At 36.6% G+C, this 15,428-nt stretch carries 15 protein-coding genes; 4 read left to right on the top strand and 11 right to left on the bottom strand.

Annotation, left to right across the window (positions count from 1 at the left end; all coding sequences use genetic code 11):
- The first annotated feature begins 146 nt into the window (after positions 1–146).
- Complete coding sequence (locus tag QNI22_RS18310) at positions 147–1,517, top strand: choice-of-anchor Q domain-containing protein (RefSeq protein ID WP_314512830.1); 1,371 nt, start codon at positions 147–149, stop codon at positions 1,515–1,517.
- 5 nt (positions 1,518–1,522) lie between these two features.
- On the opposite strand, the gene QNI22_RS18305 is transcribed toward QNI22_RS18310, so the two are convergent.
- Both QNI22_RS18305 and QNI22_RS18300 read right to left on the bottom strand, forming a co-directional pair.
- A complete protein-coding gene (locus QNI22_RS18305) occupies positions 1,523–2,392 on the bottom strand; it encodes a YwqG family protein (protein ID WP_314512829.1) in 870 nt (289 codons plus the stop codon).
- 13 nt (positions 2,393–2,405) lie between these two features.
- Positions 2,406–3,593 carry an MFS transporter gene (locus QNI22_RS18300; RefSeq protein WP_313992291.1) on the bottom strand — a complete coding sequence of 396 codons (1,188 nt, stop codon included), beginning with the start codon at positions 3,591–3,593 and terminating at the stop codon, positions 2,406–2,408.
- Between the two features lie 118 nt (positions 3,594–3,711).
- Here QNI22_RS18300 and QNI22_RS18295 point away from each other — a divergent pair, with 118 nt between their 5' ends.
- The gene (locus tag QNI22_RS18295) at positions 3,712–4,866 is read left to right on the top strand and encodes an alpha/beta hydrolase family protein (RefSeq protein ID WP_314512828.1); all 1,155 of its coding nucleotides are present in this window, start codon (positions 3,712–3,714) and stop codon (positions 4,864–4,866) included.
- Positions 4,867–5,073: 207 nt separating this feature from the next.
- Here the strand turns inward: QNI22_RS18295 and lipB are convergent, their stop codons facing one another.
- The 3 genes from lipB to QNI22_RS18280 all read right to left on the bottom strand — a co-directional run bounded on the left by lipB (position 5,074) and on the right by QNI22_RS18280 (position 7,423).
- A complete protein-coding gene (lipB, locus tag QNI22_RS18290) occupies positions 5,074–5,826 on the bottom strand; it encodes a lipoyl(octanoyl) transferase LipB (RefSeq protein WP_314512827.1) in 753 nt (250 codons plus the stop codon).
- A 142-nt stretch (positions 5,827–5,968) separates the two neighbouring features.
- Positions 5,969–6,967, bottom strand: coding sequence for a bifunctional phosphoglucose/phosphomannose isomerase (locus QNI22_RS18285; RefSeq protein WP_314512825.1), 999 nt, complete (start codon positions 6,965–6,967; stop codon positions 5,969–5,971).
- A 45-nt stretch (positions 6,968–7,012) separates the two neighbouring features.
- Positions 7,013–7,423 carry a hypothetical protein gene (locus QNI22_RS18280; RefSeq protein WP_314512823.1) on the bottom strand — a complete coding sequence of 137 codons (411 nt, stop codon included), beginning with the start codon at positions 7,421–7,423 and terminating at the stop codon, positions 7,013–7,015.
- A gap of 5 nt (positions 7,424–7,428) precedes the next feature.
- Here QNI22_RS18280 and QNI22_RS18275 point away from each other — a divergent pair, with 5 nt between their 5' ends.
- The gene (locus QNI22_RS18275; protein ID WP_314512822.1) at positions 7,429–7,785 is read left to right on the top strand and encodes a YraN family protein; all 357 of its coding nucleotides are present in this window, start codon (positions 7,429–7,431) and stop codon (positions 7,783–7,785) included.
- Positions 7,786–7,791: 6 nt separating this feature from the next.
- On the opposite strand, the gene QNI22_RS18270 is transcribed toward QNI22_RS18275, so the two are convergent.
- From QNI22_RS18270 to QNI22_RS18250, 5 genes are all read right to left on the bottom strand, one after another.
- Positions 7,792–8,322: a CvpA family protein gene (locus QNI22_RS18270; protein ID WP_314512821.1), complete on the bottom strand. Its 531-nt coding sequence runs from the start codon at positions 8,320–8,322 to the stop codon at positions 7,792–7,794.
- A gap of 52 nt (positions 8,323–8,374) precedes the next feature.
- Positions 8,375–8,911: a hypothetical protein gene (locus QNI22_RS18265; RefSeq protein ID WP_314512819.1), complete on the bottom strand. Its 537-nt coding sequence runs from the start codon at positions 8,909–8,911 to the stop codon at positions 8,375–8,377.
- Positions 8,912–8,926: 15 nt separating this feature from the next.
- Positions 8,927–10,570, bottom strand: coding sequence for a DUF5691 domain-containing protein (locus tag QNI22_RS18260; protein WP_314512817.1), 1,644 nt, complete (start codon positions 10,568–10,570; stop codon positions 8,927–8,929).
- Positions 10,571–10,611: 41 nt separating this feature from the next.
- Positions 10,612–11,103, bottom strand: coding sequence for a DUF3859 domain-containing protein (locus QNI22_RS18255; RefSeq protein WP_314512814.1), 492 nt, complete (start codon positions 11,101–11,103; stop codon positions 10,612–10,614).
- A gap of 237 nt (positions 11,104–11,340) precedes the next feature.
- Positions 11,341–12,687, bottom strand: coding sequence for an SWIM zinc finger family protein (locus QNI22_RS18250; protein ID WP_314512812.1), 1,347 nt, complete (start codon positions 12,685–12,687; stop codon positions 11,341–11,343).
- 460 nt (positions 12,688–13,147) lie between these two features.
- On the opposite strand from QNI22_RS18250, the gene QNI22_RS18245 reads away from it, so the two are divergent.
- Positions 13,148–14,164: a pyruvate dehydrogenase complex E1 component subunit beta gene (locus tag QNI22_RS18245; RefSeq protein ID WP_314513336.1), complete on the top strand. Its 1,017-nt coding sequence runs from the start codon at positions 13,148–13,150 to the stop codon at positions 14,162–14,164.
- A 57-nt stretch (positions 14,165–14,221) separates the two neighbouring features.
- Here the strand turns inward: QNI22_RS18245 and aroB are convergent, their stop codons facing one another.
- The gene (aroB, locus tag QNI22_RS18240) at positions 14,222–15,256 is read right to left on the bottom strand and encodes a 3-dehydroquinate synthase (protein ID WP_314512810.1); all 1,035 of its coding nucleotides are present in this window, start codon (positions 15,254–15,256) and stop codon (positions 14,222–14,224) included.
- Positions 15,257–15,428: the final 172 nt, after the last annotated feature.

The following is a 15,428-nucleotide window of genomic DNA, read 5'->3' as shown; positions in this document are numbered from 1 at the left end:
AGAAATGCAGTAACTATGTATTCTTCCAATGGCATCGAAGCAAAATAATACTGTATATTCCCGATCAAACCACGATTCAACCCTATCTATTTTTATTCTACAGCGAATATTTAGGCTATTTTCGAATTAAAATACTTGTGAGACTTATGCGTTTTCTCGGGAAATACATTTGCTTATTAATTCTGCTTACACTTTGTATAGTATCTTGTAAACCTCAGGATGAAATTCTGACCGACAATCCTAAACCTGTCACATTTTCAGAAGATGCCATTGTGTTTGATACTGTCTTCACTGCCCTCACCACCACAACGGAATACTTCTTTGTCCGAAATCCTAATAAAAATGCAGTTCTTATAAAGTCTGTACATTTGGGAAATCCAGCATCACCTTACTCTGTTATCATAAGTGGCCGCCCAATCACCTCTGCCAAGAATATTGAGTTACGGGGAGGGGATAGTTTACTCGTTATGGTTAAGATGGATATTCCTTCCAAAGATTCATCCAAAGCATTTGTATTGTATGACTCTCTGATGTTTGATATGCAGGATACTATGCCTAATATTAAGTTACTCGCATGGGGACAGGATGCAGTTTTTGTAAAAGAAAAACAACTGAGTTGTAATCAAACCTGGACAGCAGAAAAACCCTATATACTATTTGACTCTGTTATCGTTTCTGAGAATTGTCAGTTAACTATTGAAAAAGGAGCAAAAATTTATGCTTACAATAATGCGGCATTGGTTGTAAATGGTACACTTAAAGCCAATGGAACAATCAGTGAACCTATTCAGTTTATGGGATTCCGGCAGGATGGTGACTATAGGGAAGCATCAGGTTTATGGACAGGATTATCATTTCGAGGTTCAAATAAAGGGAGCTTATTAAATTTTGTCCAGATACGTAATGCAACCAATGCTATCTTTATAGACTCACCAGATACCGATTCTGAAACAGATGTAACGATACAAAATACCATTATTCAATATGCTCGCCAGTCGGGAATTTTAGGAATTGAATCTGATATACATGCAATTAATACACGTATTACACAATGTGGTGAATTTTATTTTGCAGGGCTAGGAGGAGGAAATTATCGTTTATGGCATTGTACGTTAGTAGGTACATACTATTTACTCCAGCGAGAAAATGGAGCATTGCTCTTTTCTGACTATGTAAAATTTAATAGTGTTGATCGGGAAAACAATCTCTTCTGTGAAGTAAAAAATACGGTTGTATGGGGTACTCTGGCCAATGAAGTAGACTTTGTTCAAAATACAAATTATACCTTTACTCAGAATTTTTCACATAACCTGCTAAAAACGCCTGCGAATGCATTGATATATAATGCAACTAATCTGCTTTCCATAGATCCGGATTTTACCAGTATTACACAACTCAATTTTTTACCTCAGGAAGCATCACCTTTAGTTGATGCAGGAGAAAATCTTGGAGTGACATCAGATCTTAAAGGAAAACCCCGGGATTCTAAACCTGATATCGGGGCTTATGAGAAATAAGAAAGTTAATAACACTCCATTGTCACATATACATTTGTAAAATCCCTTTTTGCTAACTTATCTTTCTCTATTAAAAAGTAAATTCGCCCTCCATCAACCCAATTCATTTTTGTATTATCATCACTATCTAATTGAAAGAGCAGACACCATTGATTAATTTTAGCAATATCTCCATTCCTTAATTTATTCCAATCCACAACCTCCGTTACTGGACCAGATTCAATATACTCAGATTGAATGGGAGTAGCATAACCAAGAAGTAAATGCCGGCTAATATGTTCTTTCTCATTAAGTAGTAATTCCTGGTCATAAAAATAGTTGTCAATATCCAATACAACATCCTCTTCCTTCGAATAATCTCCACTAAGAGCTTTATATAAAGCTGGCCAATAAGGAAGTGTATATTCTGTTCTTATTGACACACTACATGCAGGAAATATTTTCCGCTCTTCTCTTGTAAATATTCGCTGCAACCAATTTCTTTTCCCTAGCTGTGATTCTATAGGTGCAGATCTTCGTATTAATGTTGTAGTATCGCCATCAAAATACATCACATGACCATGATCATATATAGCAAAGAAATACAAAATGCCAGTTATGGGTAACATCTTCTCTTTATCCCAATCTTTTACTTCCTCTAATTTGATTTGAGCGACAAACCATAATGGTTCATTTGTATATTTTGAGGTAGGCCATTCAAACTCCGGTGGTAAATCTGGATATCCACCAATTTTAGTATAACCAATAGGAATTTCGGCTTCGCTTTTTACCTCAGTGTGTAAACGGATTGTAGGTTTGATCATTTGAAGAGCTACCTGTTGATACTTTTCTTTGAAGTTCTGACAAACAAAATTTTCAAAGGCTTGCTTTTCCATCGTGAGAGTCGGCTTATTGAGGTAATTTCTTTTTTCCGGTTTTTACCATATAAAACCATCCTACCAAAGTAATGATGCCCATCACATAAAACGCCATTCCAAATTTGGAGGAATCATTGTCATATAACCAAGCAGATAACAGGGCACCCAAACCAATACCTGCTTCTAACGCTATATACATAGTAGCAACTGCTCGTCCACGGCCATCTTCGGGAGCTAAATCTATAGTCCAGGCCTGTACTGTAGGCGAGCATATTCCCAAAGCTATCCCATATACAACAGAACCTGTTAGTAAAAACAAAGGAGAATCTGCTAAGCCGATTAGAAGCATTGAGAAAGCCATTAATGAAACACCTACCTTCATTACGCTTTCACGACCATGACGGTCTGAGATTCTTCCAGCTCCAAAACGTGTTATTAAAGATGATAAAGTAAAACATGTAAAAAATAACCCCCGGTTATTGATACCTAAATATCTACTTAAATCTGGTCCTATTGTCAGAATGGCACCATAGCAAAAGCAAAAAAGAAAATAGACTATAGAAGGCCGCAAAACAGCAGGCTCATACATATCTTTCCATGAAATCTTCAGATGTTTTAATTGAAAACGCTCTCTTGTAATCAAAGTTTCTTTCATTCCCATCAGGATGGCAATAGACATAAGCGCTAGGCCTGATGAAGAATAGAACATTACATTTCGTGAAAAGGTAATTGTAAACCAATCTCCAATAGCAGGTCCGATAGAAGAACCTAATGTACCACTCATCCCCAATAATCCCATAGCTTCCCCTAGTCGACTAAGAGGTACTATATCTGCTACATACGCAGATGTTGCGGTTGGTTTAAATCCTGTTGAAAATCCATGAACTAGTCGCAATAACAAAAAACCAGCAATTGTATGGAAAATAGGATACAGGAATCCACAAATAAAACATACAAGAGACCCAAATGCCATAATAGGGACTCTTCCAACAGTATCAGTCAGTTTCCCACTGAAAGGTCTGGATAATAATGCTGTTAAAGTAAATAGACTGATGATCAACCCTTTGTATTCAGCTCCACCTAATTCCGTTAAGTAATCAGGTAGCTCGGGAACCATCATATTAAAGCTGGCAAAAAATAGAAAAGAACTTAAACACAGTAAACCAAAGGAAACTGTAAACAGACGTGGTTCTTCTATAACAGGAGATTGAACAGACACAATGCAATGAGATGTTTTCGCTGCGCAAAGATATTGTTTTTACTGTGTATTCATTTACCAAATTGTTAAACATCTCATCGGCTTTTTCATTATTTTCAGGGGATTAATGCTGAAAATAATGAAAAAGCTTTTATTCTTCCTGCTTACTACTCAAGTATGGGCACAGTTTAATCCAGAGAAGCCAGAACTTTGCCAGGGAGCCTTTTTTACAGAAGATCAGGCAGTGAAGGTTCATCAGCAGTTTGGCCAACTATATACTGACAAAACTTCTTGGGAACAACGAGCCAATTTGATCCGTAAAGGCATTTTGGAAGGAATGAATCTATCGCCTCTTCCTCAGAAAACAATACTAAATCCTATTGTCCATAGCAAAAAAATGCTCAGTGGCTACTCAGTGGAGAATATTGCCTTTGAAAGTCTGCCTGGTTTTTATGTAACAGGTAATCTGTATCGTCCATTAAAAAAACAAGGCAAAGTGCCTGTGATACTCTGTACTCATGGTCATGGGAATAATCCTGATGGGCGATTTCATGAACAACTACAAAACCGATGTGCAACATTAGCCCGAATGGGTGCCCTTGTATTTGCCTATGATATGATAGGTTATGGTGATTCAAAGCAGTGTATACATAAGATTCCGAAAGCATTGCAATTACAAACATGGAACAGCATTCGTGCACTGGATTTTTTATTGTCATTGCCAGAAGCAGATCCCAACCGGACAGCTATAACCGGTGAATCAGGAGGAGGGACGCAAGCCTTTTTGCTTACGGCTATTGAACCACGAATTACGGTTTCTGTACCGGTTGTTCAGGTGTCAGGCTATTTTTTTGGTGGTTGTGTCTGTGAAAGTGGTATGCCTATACACAAGCGGTCTACTCATCAAACCAGCAATGTAGAAATTGCAGCACTGGCAGCACCACGTCCTATGTTACTTGTTTCAGATGGTGCAGACTGGACCAAATATACTCCAGAATTAGAATATCCCTATATTCAAAATATCTATCAATACTATAATGCTGGTAACCTGGTTGAAAATGCACATTTCGCCAATGAAAAACATGACTATGGTCTATCCAAGCGTTTATCCGCTTATTCATTTCTTGCTAAACATTTGAAACTGGATTTACACAAAGTAATGAAGGACGGACAGGTTGATGAAAGCACGAATACTATTTTATCAGCCACTCAACTTGCCGTCTTTGATAAAAGTCATCCTCGGCCAGAGAATGCGATAATAGGAGAAGATGCAGTAATGCAGCTTTTAAAATAATAATCGAATTCTCTACAGCAAAGTATGCGTAGGCAAAGAAAATATCAAAAATTTGATCGTATACGAAAGCCATCAGATTTCTGATAACCTCGAATCATTACCAGAACTTCGATATTTTTATAAATTAATCAGAGTTTTGATCTCTTTTTAATTTGTGACATAAGATACATACAACAAATATTTTATCAGAATTCTGATTACTTCAATTTACATTGGAGAGGAAAGTATTGACACAGATTCTTTCATGGTCAACTCCATTTCGAAAAGGGATGATATATGTTTAAGTAATAAAGCTTCAACTTCAGCCATATTGGGTACCTGACCAATTTCTTTAGCTAGGGAAGTAACTGCTTTATCAGAAATACCACAAGGAATAATGTTATTGAAATAAGAAAGATCTGTAGTAACATTTAGTGCAAGGCCATGCATGGTAGCCCAACGACTGGTTTTTACACCCATTGCACATATTTTTCGTGGTTGCTTTTGTTCTACGTAATCGATCCATACTCCTGTTAGACCAGTTATTCGTCCTGCATCTATTTCATAGTAAGCTAATGTACGTATAACCGCCTCCTCGAGTAGACGCATGTATTTATGGATGTCGGTAAAAAAGTTTTCCAGATCAAGAATAGGGTATACAACAATCTGTCCAGGTCCGTGATAGGTAATATCTCCTCCACGATTACTATGGTAATAGGTAGCACCTATGTCTGCAAGAGTATCTACTGCATGCAATAAGTTATCCGCTTTACCATTTCGTCCTAATGTGTACACATGAGGATGTTCACAAAATAACAGAAAATTGGGCGTCTCTAATTGGCTTTCTGGTGGCAGATCACGATTCTGTGTTTTTACATCCAGGATCTGCTGAAACAATTCTGTTTGATAATCCCATATTTTCTGATAATCAGCCAATCCTAAATGCTGATACTGCACACTTTTATTGATTTTTGGATTCATATAAGCACATAGATAATGATACTTTTACTTAGGAAAACATATGTCATTTTCTGAAAGTTGCACAAAGGTATAACTTCTGCTACAATAGAACATTGTAATCCTATAAAGTGTAACCTGTAGCCATTGAAGTTGTCTAGGATAATTATTGCTTACTCATCTGGTCTTTTAATTCTGAAATATTTTTTAGCACTAGCGGATCTACATTATTTTCCTTTGCCAGATAGAAAGATATCCAGTCAAACAGATTAATAGCATATAACATCTGTTCTAATAGAGAATTTCCATATAATAAAATTACCTCTATGATTCCTGCTGAGTGTTTATAGATGATCTGACGAGTTTCATCAATTCGTAATTGAATACGCGGATGATCAAGAGTTGTAGTCAGCATTACAATCATAGCACTTTCCAATAGTGTAGCAGCATGCATCCATCCTTCTATCTCATTGTGATTCAATTCCGGAATTAGATTGGTATGGGCAAACTGTTTACTAGTTGTATTAATTTGTTGCTGAAGCCAATGTAATACAGGTCCAAACTTCGCATCTCCATAGATTATAGGAAGTTTTCCTTTTAAAAATTCAGCCACATTTTTAGCACCATCATCAATAAAGTATTCTCTTTCATCAATCAATTCAATAGCTGCTTCAATCTGAGGAATAAACCAGTCTGAAATAAGAGAATACTGTTTAAGCAAAAATAATAATTGGATAACCGAGTATCCAATAAAAGCTCTTGAATGCAGTTCTTTAAATGGAATCTTAGCAATTGTAAGTCCATTCTGCTGAGCAATTTCGAGTAATTTACCCCCAGTAGTAAGACAGACTATTGTTGCATTCCGAACAATAGCTTGAGTTAATGTAGATATGACTTCTTCTGTTGTTCCTGAAAAAGAAGATGCGATAAATAATGTATGCTCATTGACAAAGGCAGGGAGATCATAACTTTGAAGCAAGACCACAGGTATCTGTATACTATCAGCAGTTACAGAGTGAACTATAGAAGCTCCAGTTCCAGAGGCTCCCATACCTGCAATAACTACATTTCGGATTTCTTTAACTGGTGGTTTTACAACAAGATCTTTTCCAAGCTCTAATCCACGCCTCAATTGATTCAAGTATCCTTTTAAGAGATCTTCCATTCTAAAATTTATTTACGTAAAGGCGTATTATAGTATATATCTGCATTAGGCATTAGCCAGAGATTTTAGTTGTATCAAAAGATTTTGTAAAGCAAAGGATTGTTTTAAATTCACTATGATTAGTCTGTCTAAAACATCTTTCTTGGCTAAACTATTTTTCTCTGATTCAAAAGGAAAATCATCTAGCCATACAAAGGACTGAGTATAGTCAATACATTCAGTTTTTAATGTATCCCAGTTCGTAGGCTTTACTTGTTTTAGTTTTTCAAGATATTCACTCGAATAAAATTTTGACAGATATGTAATAGCTGTATCAGCATGGCCTTTGCAATGTGTGGTAAGCCAATAACAATCAAAAGTAGCAAGTACATAATCCAACAGCTCATACACTCCATCAGGGAGTTTCTGGTCTTTGGTCAATAAGACACCATCTATATCCAGATATAATCTTATCATTAGCTATGAAATATTCCAAAACCAAACAAACTGGCAATCGGGGGGAAGACCAAGCAGTAGAGTGGTTGCAAAGTAAGGGATTTGAAATTGTTACACGAAATTTTCGATACAAACGCGCGGAGATAGATCTGATAGTTCGTAAGGATGCTTGTTTGATATTTGTAGAAGTGAAAACTCGTTCAAGCACGGAGTTTGGCGAGCCTGAAACATTTGTATCCTCTACACAACGAAACCAAATTCATGCAGCAGCTGATGAGTATATTCATAATACCAACTGGCTGCATGACATTCGTTTTGATATCATTGCAATTACTCTTGGCAATTCTATAGAGCTTGTCCATATTGAAGATGCCTTTTATTGATATTGTCTATGCTTCATCAATCCGTTTTTTTAAGCGTTGTAACAAATTTTCGCCAGCTGGTAGTAATCCCGAAGCTTTATTAATCACTATCGGAGCAATCGGTTCTACAACTGGATACACGAATGTATGCTCCTGAGCATCAGCAGGGATTCTGATTCCTATGGCTGTAATCAACCAAATCACTACACTTGCACCAAATGCCCACAGAGTCAGGCCTACTATAGCTCCTGCAATACTGTCAAAACTTCCAATCAGAGTATACTTCCAGGCATTACGCAGCATTTGCCCCAGTTTGGTTACCAGAAATATAATAGGAAAGAACAAAGTTGAAAAACCAATGTAAGGAAGTATTCGACGTGGCACTCCACTTAGATAAGGAGCAAGCCATTCTATACCAGCATGTAATAATCGAAATCCAAGAACGACTGCTATCACAAAGGCAGCAATCGCAACAAATGACATCAATAATCCTTTTTTATATCCATTATATGCTCCCCAGATTAATGGTACTAATAATACAATATCTAATGTTTTCATCTTTTAGGTTGTAGTAGTCTATATTTTACTCTTATTGAGCATTTTCTAAAGCTTATGTGCTAACGCGAAAAAAAACCTTTCCAATACCTTTATCATAATAACACTGTAAACTCTCCATGATGTTTGCAATATCTAACAGAAACTGATCTCCTGTCAAATACTCTATATACATATCTTTATTTTCTTTTTCTATAGCATAGTACCAATCAATACTCTTGATAAAGTCTGGATTATTAATGATTTTTTTCTGAAATCTTTCAGCAACCTTCAAAACCTTTTCTGGATTTTGCATACATTTCTTTATATATACCTTCTGTTCCTTTCTATATTTGAATTCTTCTGCATGTGCCTCATAGCCATCAAAATCATCATCTTCTTCCATTTCTGCAATTTCGGAATACATGAGATGATACGAAAAAGGTTTAAGGTTTATCTTAAGAATATCCTGTATCTGTCGAAACACCGAATCTTCATAATCACGATAATTTCGGGTTAATACCAACCAGTATGTAGATAATTGAAGATTTGATCCACAGTCTTCTGTATAATCCCAGTTTGGATCAGCATCGATACTTATAGATATCCCCATTGTAATGATAATTTTTCACCCTTCAAATACCTTATTCAATTCCATTCGGAGACCCATCATCTCCTGTAATGGGAATACAATCGTTTTATCATATTGGCTTCTTACCCAGCCAGGTGCATTGGCAGACATATAATCGGAGATATTCTCTTTTACAATGTCAGGGTGCATATGTAGTATTGACTCTATCAGAAAAGACACTGTATTTCCATAATTATAGGAAGTAAGATCACTACACATAGCTTTCACTACATACTGTGTGAATGCAAATGACCACTGATGTTCTTTCCTTTTAAGTAACTCTTCTCGCAATCGTTGTGAGTCAGTAGCAGTATTGGATAAGTCTATGTGTTTGAGATAAAACTCTTCCAGTTCGGCATCTGATAGATAACCCAGTAAATAACTCACATGAGTTTGCTGAATAGTATAAACATCTTTATAATATTCTAACCAGCTTCTAGCCCAGGTACTATTGTTATGATAATATGCTGCCTGCGCCAATGCTACAGTATATAAGGCAATTGTATCCTCTTTTGCTTTATCTTTCTTTTTAGTAAAACCATCTCCTTTATTAAATGCTTCCATTATCTGGACAGGAGAGGCTGACAGATGTTGTTCCCATAGTTGAGGAGGAATACGTGAAATTATTTCATACAACCATCCTTCAACATCCACATACACATTTTTATTGTGGCTTTCTTCCAGAATACCTAGCCGTTCCCACATAGTTTCCTTACACAAAAAATCGTCTCCTTTTTCAGGAATGGCTACAGCTATGTTTTCAGCAGAAACCAGTCCCAACAATTTTTTGTCTGTTTTCTTATAAACATAACGTTTCGCTTTTTCCCAGATTTCCTGGCTTAGCTTCGATTCAGGCAGGCTTAGTAACAACTCAACTACTTGCTTAAGTAGATCAGGTGTAGCGTCTTTTTTCTTTTGGCGTACAGTTTGTATTTCATCGAATACTTGCTGCAGAAAAGGTTCATCATCTGAACTCAACTGATTTTTCAGTACAGCAATCAACTCCAGCTTTGTCTTAGCAGTTTCTTGTACCCAGGACTTTTCCAAAAGCTCACGTGCCTGTGCTGGATTAATTTTCCGAATTTCTTCAAGAGCAGTTTTTCTCTCTGTTGCTTTCCCTTCTTCCCATAAAAGAAGATAGTTTGTTTCTTTCAGGTAATTCCACTCTGAATTAAACTGAGTCATCCACAATCCCCGCTTACCTGCAATCTGCCGGATCTTCGTTTGCAAATGCTTGTATTTTTTATCCAACCCCAGATTTAACATTACTAACAATAAATCAGGTGTGATAATCCATGATTTACGAATAGCCTCATCTAACCATTTTTCTACTAAAGCCTGATTTCCACTATCATATGATAATATCTTCCGTAATAATGAAATTGCAGGAGTAGAAGCATAGGAAAAAACTTCCGTTTCTGCAGGCAGACCAACAGTAACTTCCAACTTTTCAGGCATATTACCTGCCTTTCTATAGAAAGAGGCTAGTGCAGCTACCTTATAAAATAAAGCCTCTTTATCCTTCTTATCAATTTGTGATAAACTGTTTTTTATTGTTTCTGGTAAGAGATTTTCATCAAATGTCTGCTTGTCTGTTCCTAACAAAGCAGTATTTACCAGATCGTTCCAGAAATCGGCCATATAGCTATTTTTTAAGTCTTTAGAGATATCCCCTAAGGAGATTATATTATCTCAAATATTTTCTCAATTACTAGTTCACTAGTTTTCCATACCTGAAAAGTCCATTGTCCTTTTACCAACTCATACTCATGTTCAAATGTTACATGCATGTATTGATAATAAGGCGTAGTATAGATGAATGTATCTGTTTGACTTGTTGCACTCATTCGGGTAAGCGAATTTTTCATTTCAGGATGGAGAATACGCAAAGTTACTTCAATATCGACCTCTCTGTGAGAATTATTTACCAGGAAATAAAAGCTGATTCCAAAGCTAGTTCCGATCTCAGCTTTTATCTGATCTGTGTTATTCAGGAAGACCGGATCATATTTATCCTTCGCCTCATGACGATACCCATTTAACAAAGTAGTATCTATAATCTTTACATAATCATCTGATTGTAAGTTAATATCCAGAATCCCATACTCACCCAATGCAGCAGTAAACTCTTTTTCAATGAGTAACAATCTCTTTATTCGCCTATATAAATTCATTCTTTTCTGGTTAGACAGCAACTTCCTATAGCTTATTTTCAGGTAGACATTCTATTGTCGCCAAATAAATGATGGCAGGAATATCCGCAAAGGAGAGTAGCTTCGGACTCTTTTCATATATATATTCATTATATGAATTCAGGCAATTAAGATACTGTTTGCCTTTTTTCTTTATTGCTCATTAACATTATATGGATTTAATATCATAGCTGATAAAGTTCACTAAAGAAAAGTTTATTAGATCAGTTTGTATTTGCCATCTACCCAAACCCCTAATGGTACAACCGTATCTTTCTGCCGAAGAAAAGACATGTGCACAGATGCCCCACCTGAGATAGCCAGAATCTGATATAGCTTTTGAATATCAAAGTCAGCTGGCAATGGCATAATATATCCATCGGAATCTCTCAGATGCCATTTTGAAGCATGTGTTACAGGAAGTAAATCCTTTACAAATAAAGGAATATTGTCAGCCCAGGGAAACTTGCTCAAAATTTGTGTGTAATATTCCTGAACTGCATCCCAGTTGCCAAACATTTCAGGAATGGAAAATTGTGTAGAGTTGGAGCCCACCATTTTAATAGCTGCTCTCAAAGGATAATTACCAGGATAAAAAACCAGTTCAGCTTGAGTAGCAGTACCCGGCACTACCAAATTCTGAATAGGAGCACTTCGATAGGCAAAATTTAGAATCAGGGCAAATCGTTTGGATTGTGTACCATATAGCCAATCGCGTTGAATGGTTAGGTCTTCGTCATTTACTTCACGCTGTCGGCCTAATACCAGCCAGATATCTTTAATTTTCTCAGCAGCAGCATCTTCTAAAAGCTCCTTCTGATTACGAGAAATGCCAATCAAACTTTTTACATCTTCCTGCACCAAAGTAGGTAAAGCATCTATATTTTTTACACCTTCTAACAGCATGAATATTTTGGTAGCCTGCTGTAGTGCTTCTCCTTGCCAGGTATTTCCAGAAAAATAATTAATCTCCTGAAATTCTTTGACCATATTTCCCAATCCTGGTGCTTTCGCATCAACCATCCGGGCTGCCGTTTTTTTCCAGAACTGTGGCCCCTTTTCAGGAAATGCTAACAAACCTCCACGTAGCAAATCCTTTACCCATAGATCCAACTCTGCAACCCCACCAGCAATTTCTTCCAATCGTTTATTTTGCCTTTTTTCTTTTGCTTTAGCCTGTTTAGCAACTGTTTCAACATCTGCTTCAGGTTTAGGTTCTGTAGTAGCAGGCTTGGATGCTCGTTTATCCATCCACTCTTTTACCCAGACAGGCTCATTTTCAGTCTTGGTAAAATCTGCAAAATTTCGGGTAAACATCAGGTATAGACCTAGTCCATGTTTGCAGGGAAACTTACGACTAGGGCAACTGCATTTAAATGCAGTATTTGTAAGATCAATCTGGCTGCGATAAGGGGTACTGCCACTTCCTTTGATTTCACCCCATAATACCCGTTCATTATAAGCAAAAGAAACCCATTTGGATGTACCGGCAAGTCCTTTTCCAGCAGCCAAAGAAGCTGTGTCCGGCGATAACTGAGCAATTTGTTCTTCCGTTAGCTGATTCATATCGTATTACTAGACTGGTATAATGCCAGTATATAAACAAGATTTTATGGCATGAAATATACTATTTTTTTGACACACCAATGACTAAAACAACCTTACCTAATCCTTATTTTCAGGAAAAATCCTGATACAATCAGCATAATAGTAAAGTCTGTATTTCCATCAAAGTTTTTACAATGAAATACCTTTTAGAAATAGCCTGGTGAAATTTTCCATATCTGCTCAGGCAATTGATAATCTTCCTGTATATCAGTTGTTTTTATTCGTCTGCTAAATAATTATAGTTACTCCCTTTATCGATTTGTGCTCTCTACTTACAGAGAATTTTATTGTATCACAGGTACATTATAAAAACAGTTTGCTAATTACTGGTTTCTGTCTAATTTTGTTGCCTTCTAAATGCATTTATTCTATTGGTTCTCCTTCTAAGGTATACCAATGACCAACTAACAGATAACGAATAACTCAAAATCATACAATGAGAGAAATTGCATTCCGCGAAGCCTTGCGCGAGGCCATGTCTGAAGAAATGCGCCGCGATCCCAACGTGTTTTTGATGGGAGAAGAAGTTGCAGAATATAATGGTGCTTACAAAGTAAGCCAAGGTATGCTGGACGAATTTGGTGCAAAACGTGTGATTGATACCCCCATTGCTGAATTAGGCTTTGCAGGTATTGGGGTAGGAGCAGCAGCAAATGGTCTTCGTCCTATCATTGAGTTTATGACATTCAACTTTTCGCTGGTTGCAATTGATCAGGTTATCAATAGTGCGGCAAAAATGATGTCTATGTCTGGTGGACAATATTCTGTACCTATTGTATTTCGTGGACCTACTGGAAATGCAGGTATGTTGAGTTCTCAACATAGTCAAAACTTTGAAAACTGGTTTGCTAATACTCCAGGTCTGAAAGTAGTTGTTCCTTCTAATCCATATGATGCGAAAGGATTATTAAAGTCATCTATCCGTGACAATGATCCTGTAATATTTATGGAATCAGAATTGATGTACGGAAATAAAGGAGAGGTTCCAGAAGAAGAATATTTGATTCCACTGGGAAAAGCACACATTAAAAAAGAAGGAAAAGATCTTACTATTGTTTCTTTTGGCAAAATGTTGTGCGACAACCCTCAAACCGGAGGTGTGGTAATGCCCGCTGTTGCCGAACTGGAAAAACAAGGTATTTCAGTAGAAGTAATCGATCTACGTACTGTACGCCCTATTGATTATGAAACTGTTATCAACTCTGTAAAGAAGACTAACCGACTAGTTATTGTAGAAGAGTCATGGCCATTGGCATCCATCTCTTCAGAGATTGCCTATAATGTACAACGTTTTGCTTTTGATTATCTGGATGCACCTATTCGTCGTGTAAATAGTATGGATCTTCCACTACCTTATGCACCAACCCTAATTGAAGCAATTCTTCCAAGTACCAAGCGAATCATTGAAGCATCTAATTCAGTTTTATATCGATAGTAGGAGTTAGAAATGCTTAACACTTATACACAAAACCTGATCTACTTAGATCAGGTTTTATTTTTGATAGTATTTCAATCCATCTTTTATATCTTTAAGGGAAATAGCCTGATCAATGATAGGCTCACCAATAGCTTTTAACAATACACACTGTATTTTTCCCCCTGCATTTTTTTTGTCCTGTAATGCTAGCGGTGCAATTGTTTCCATATCAGTTTCCTGAATATCTACTTTCCCATAAATTGAAAAAATAAATTCTTCAATTTGCATGAGCGATTCTTCAGAAAGTAGCTTTCTTTTATAGGATAGATACGCCTCGGCTATCATTCCAATAGCAATGGCTTCGCCATGAAGTAGTTTCCGCTTAGGTTTTTCCAGAAAATAACTCTCTACTGCATGGCCAATTGTATGGCCAAAATTCAGAATCTTCCGCAATCCTTTTTCTGTAGGATCCTGTTCTACTATAGTCTCTTTCACCTTCACAGAATGTCTAACCAATTCATTCCAGCTTTGTTCTTCCAAATCCTTGCGTCTTATTTCATCCCACATCTGACTATCTGCAATAAGACAATGCTTAATCACTTCCGCAAAGCCAGAACGAACTTCTGCATACAATAAAGTTTGAAGAAAATCAGTAGCGATTAACACTGCCTTCGGATTTTGAAAAACCCCAATATGGTTTTTCAAACCCTGAAAATCAATGCCTAACTTACCTCCAACACTGGCGTCTACCTGAGAAAGCAATGTGGTAGGCATCTGTATAAAGTCGATGCCTCTTTTGTAGGTTGCCGCACAAAATCCTCCCATATCCCCAATTACCCCACCACCAAGATTGATTAGCAACGCTTTTCGGTCTAATTGAACATCTGTCATTTTCTGCCAGATCATCATACATGTTTCCAAATGCTTTTGCTCTTCACCACTTTTTATCTGAATAAGAGTGTGCTTAGGTAAAGTAGCTTTTACCAAAGGATAACAGTATCTCTTAGTATTTTCATCAACCAATACAATAAGTTGACTGTATTTATTTACCTCCAGAAAAGAAGTAAGAGAAGTAGTTATACTTTTTTCTATTTGGATTTGATGACCCATTTTTTTTGTGATGTTAGCAGATAAATGATGCCCTGTTGTATCTTATTAAAAATATGCATTCAAAAATACTATCTTTTTTAGGTGTATACCCTGCATTTTGCTTTTTTTAGACTTTCATTTTTCTAACACAAGTAAGAATTATAGTACTTTATCTATTGCATAAAATCACAAA

The organism is Xanthocytophaga agilis (genome assembly GCF_030068605.1).
Lineage (GTDB): Bacteria > Bacteroidota > Bacteroidia > Cytophagales > 172606-1 > Xanthocytophaga > Xanthocytophaga agilis.
This window is presented reverse-complemented; position numbering and strand designations above follow the sequence as displayed.

What these genes read in the sequence shown, in the direction of transcription:
- QNI22_RS18310 (WP_314512830.1), top strand. Translation starts at nt 147, where the DNA reads ATGCGTTTTCTCGGGAAATACATTTGCTTATTAATTCTGCTTACACTT.
- QNI22_RS18305 (WP_314512829.1), bottom strand. Translation starts at nt 2,392, where the DNA reads ATGGAAAAGCAAGCCTTTGAAAATTTTGTTTGTCAGAACTTCAAAGAA.
- QNI22_RS18295 (WP_314512828.1), top strand. Translation starts at nt 3,712, where the DNA reads ATGAAAAAGCTTTTATTCTTCCTGCTTACTACTCAAGTATGGGCACAG.
- lipB (WP_314512827.1), bottom strand. Translation starts at nt 5,826, where the DNA reads ATGAATCCAAAAATCAATAAAAGTGTGCAGTATCAGCATTTAGGATTG.
- QNI22_RS18285 (WP_314512825.1), bottom strand. Translation starts at nt 6,967, where the DNA reads ATGGAAGATCTCTTAAAAGGATACTTGAATCAATTGAGGCGTGGATTA.
- QNI22_RS18280 (WP_314512823.1), bottom strand. Translation starts at nt 7,423, where the DNA reads ATGATAAGATTATATCTGGATATAGATGGTGTCTTATTGACCAAAGAC.
- QNI22_RS18275 (WP_314512822.1), top strand. Translation starts at nt 7,429, where the DNA reads ATGAAATATTCCAAAACCAAACAAACTGGCAATCGGGGGGAAGACCAA.
- QNI22_RS18270 (WP_314512821.1), bottom strand. Translation starts at nt 8,322, where the DNA reads ATGAAAACATTAGATATTGTATTATTAGTACCATTAATCTGGGGAGCA.
- QNI22_RS18265 (WP_314512819.1), bottom strand. Translation starts at nt 8,911, where the DNA reads ATGGGGATATCTATAAGTATCGATGCTGATCCAAACTGGGATTATACA.
- QNI22_RS18260 (WP_314512817.1), bottom strand. Translation starts at nt 10,570, where the DNA reads ATGGCCGATTTCTGGAACGATCTGGTAAATACTGCTTTGTTAGGAACA.
- QNI22_RS18255 (WP_314512814.1), bottom strand. Translation starts at nt 11,103, where the DNA reads ATGAATTTATATAGGCGAATAAAGAGATTGTTACTCATTGAAAAAGAG.
- QNI22_RS18250 (WP_314512812.1), bottom strand. Translation starts at nt 12,687, where the DNA reads ATGAATCAGCTAACGGAAGAACAAATTGCTCAGTTATCGCCGGACACA.
- aroB (WP_314512810.1), bottom strand. Translation starts at nt 15,256, where the DNA reads ATGGGTCATCAAATCCAAATAGAAAAAAGTATAACTACTTCTCTTACT.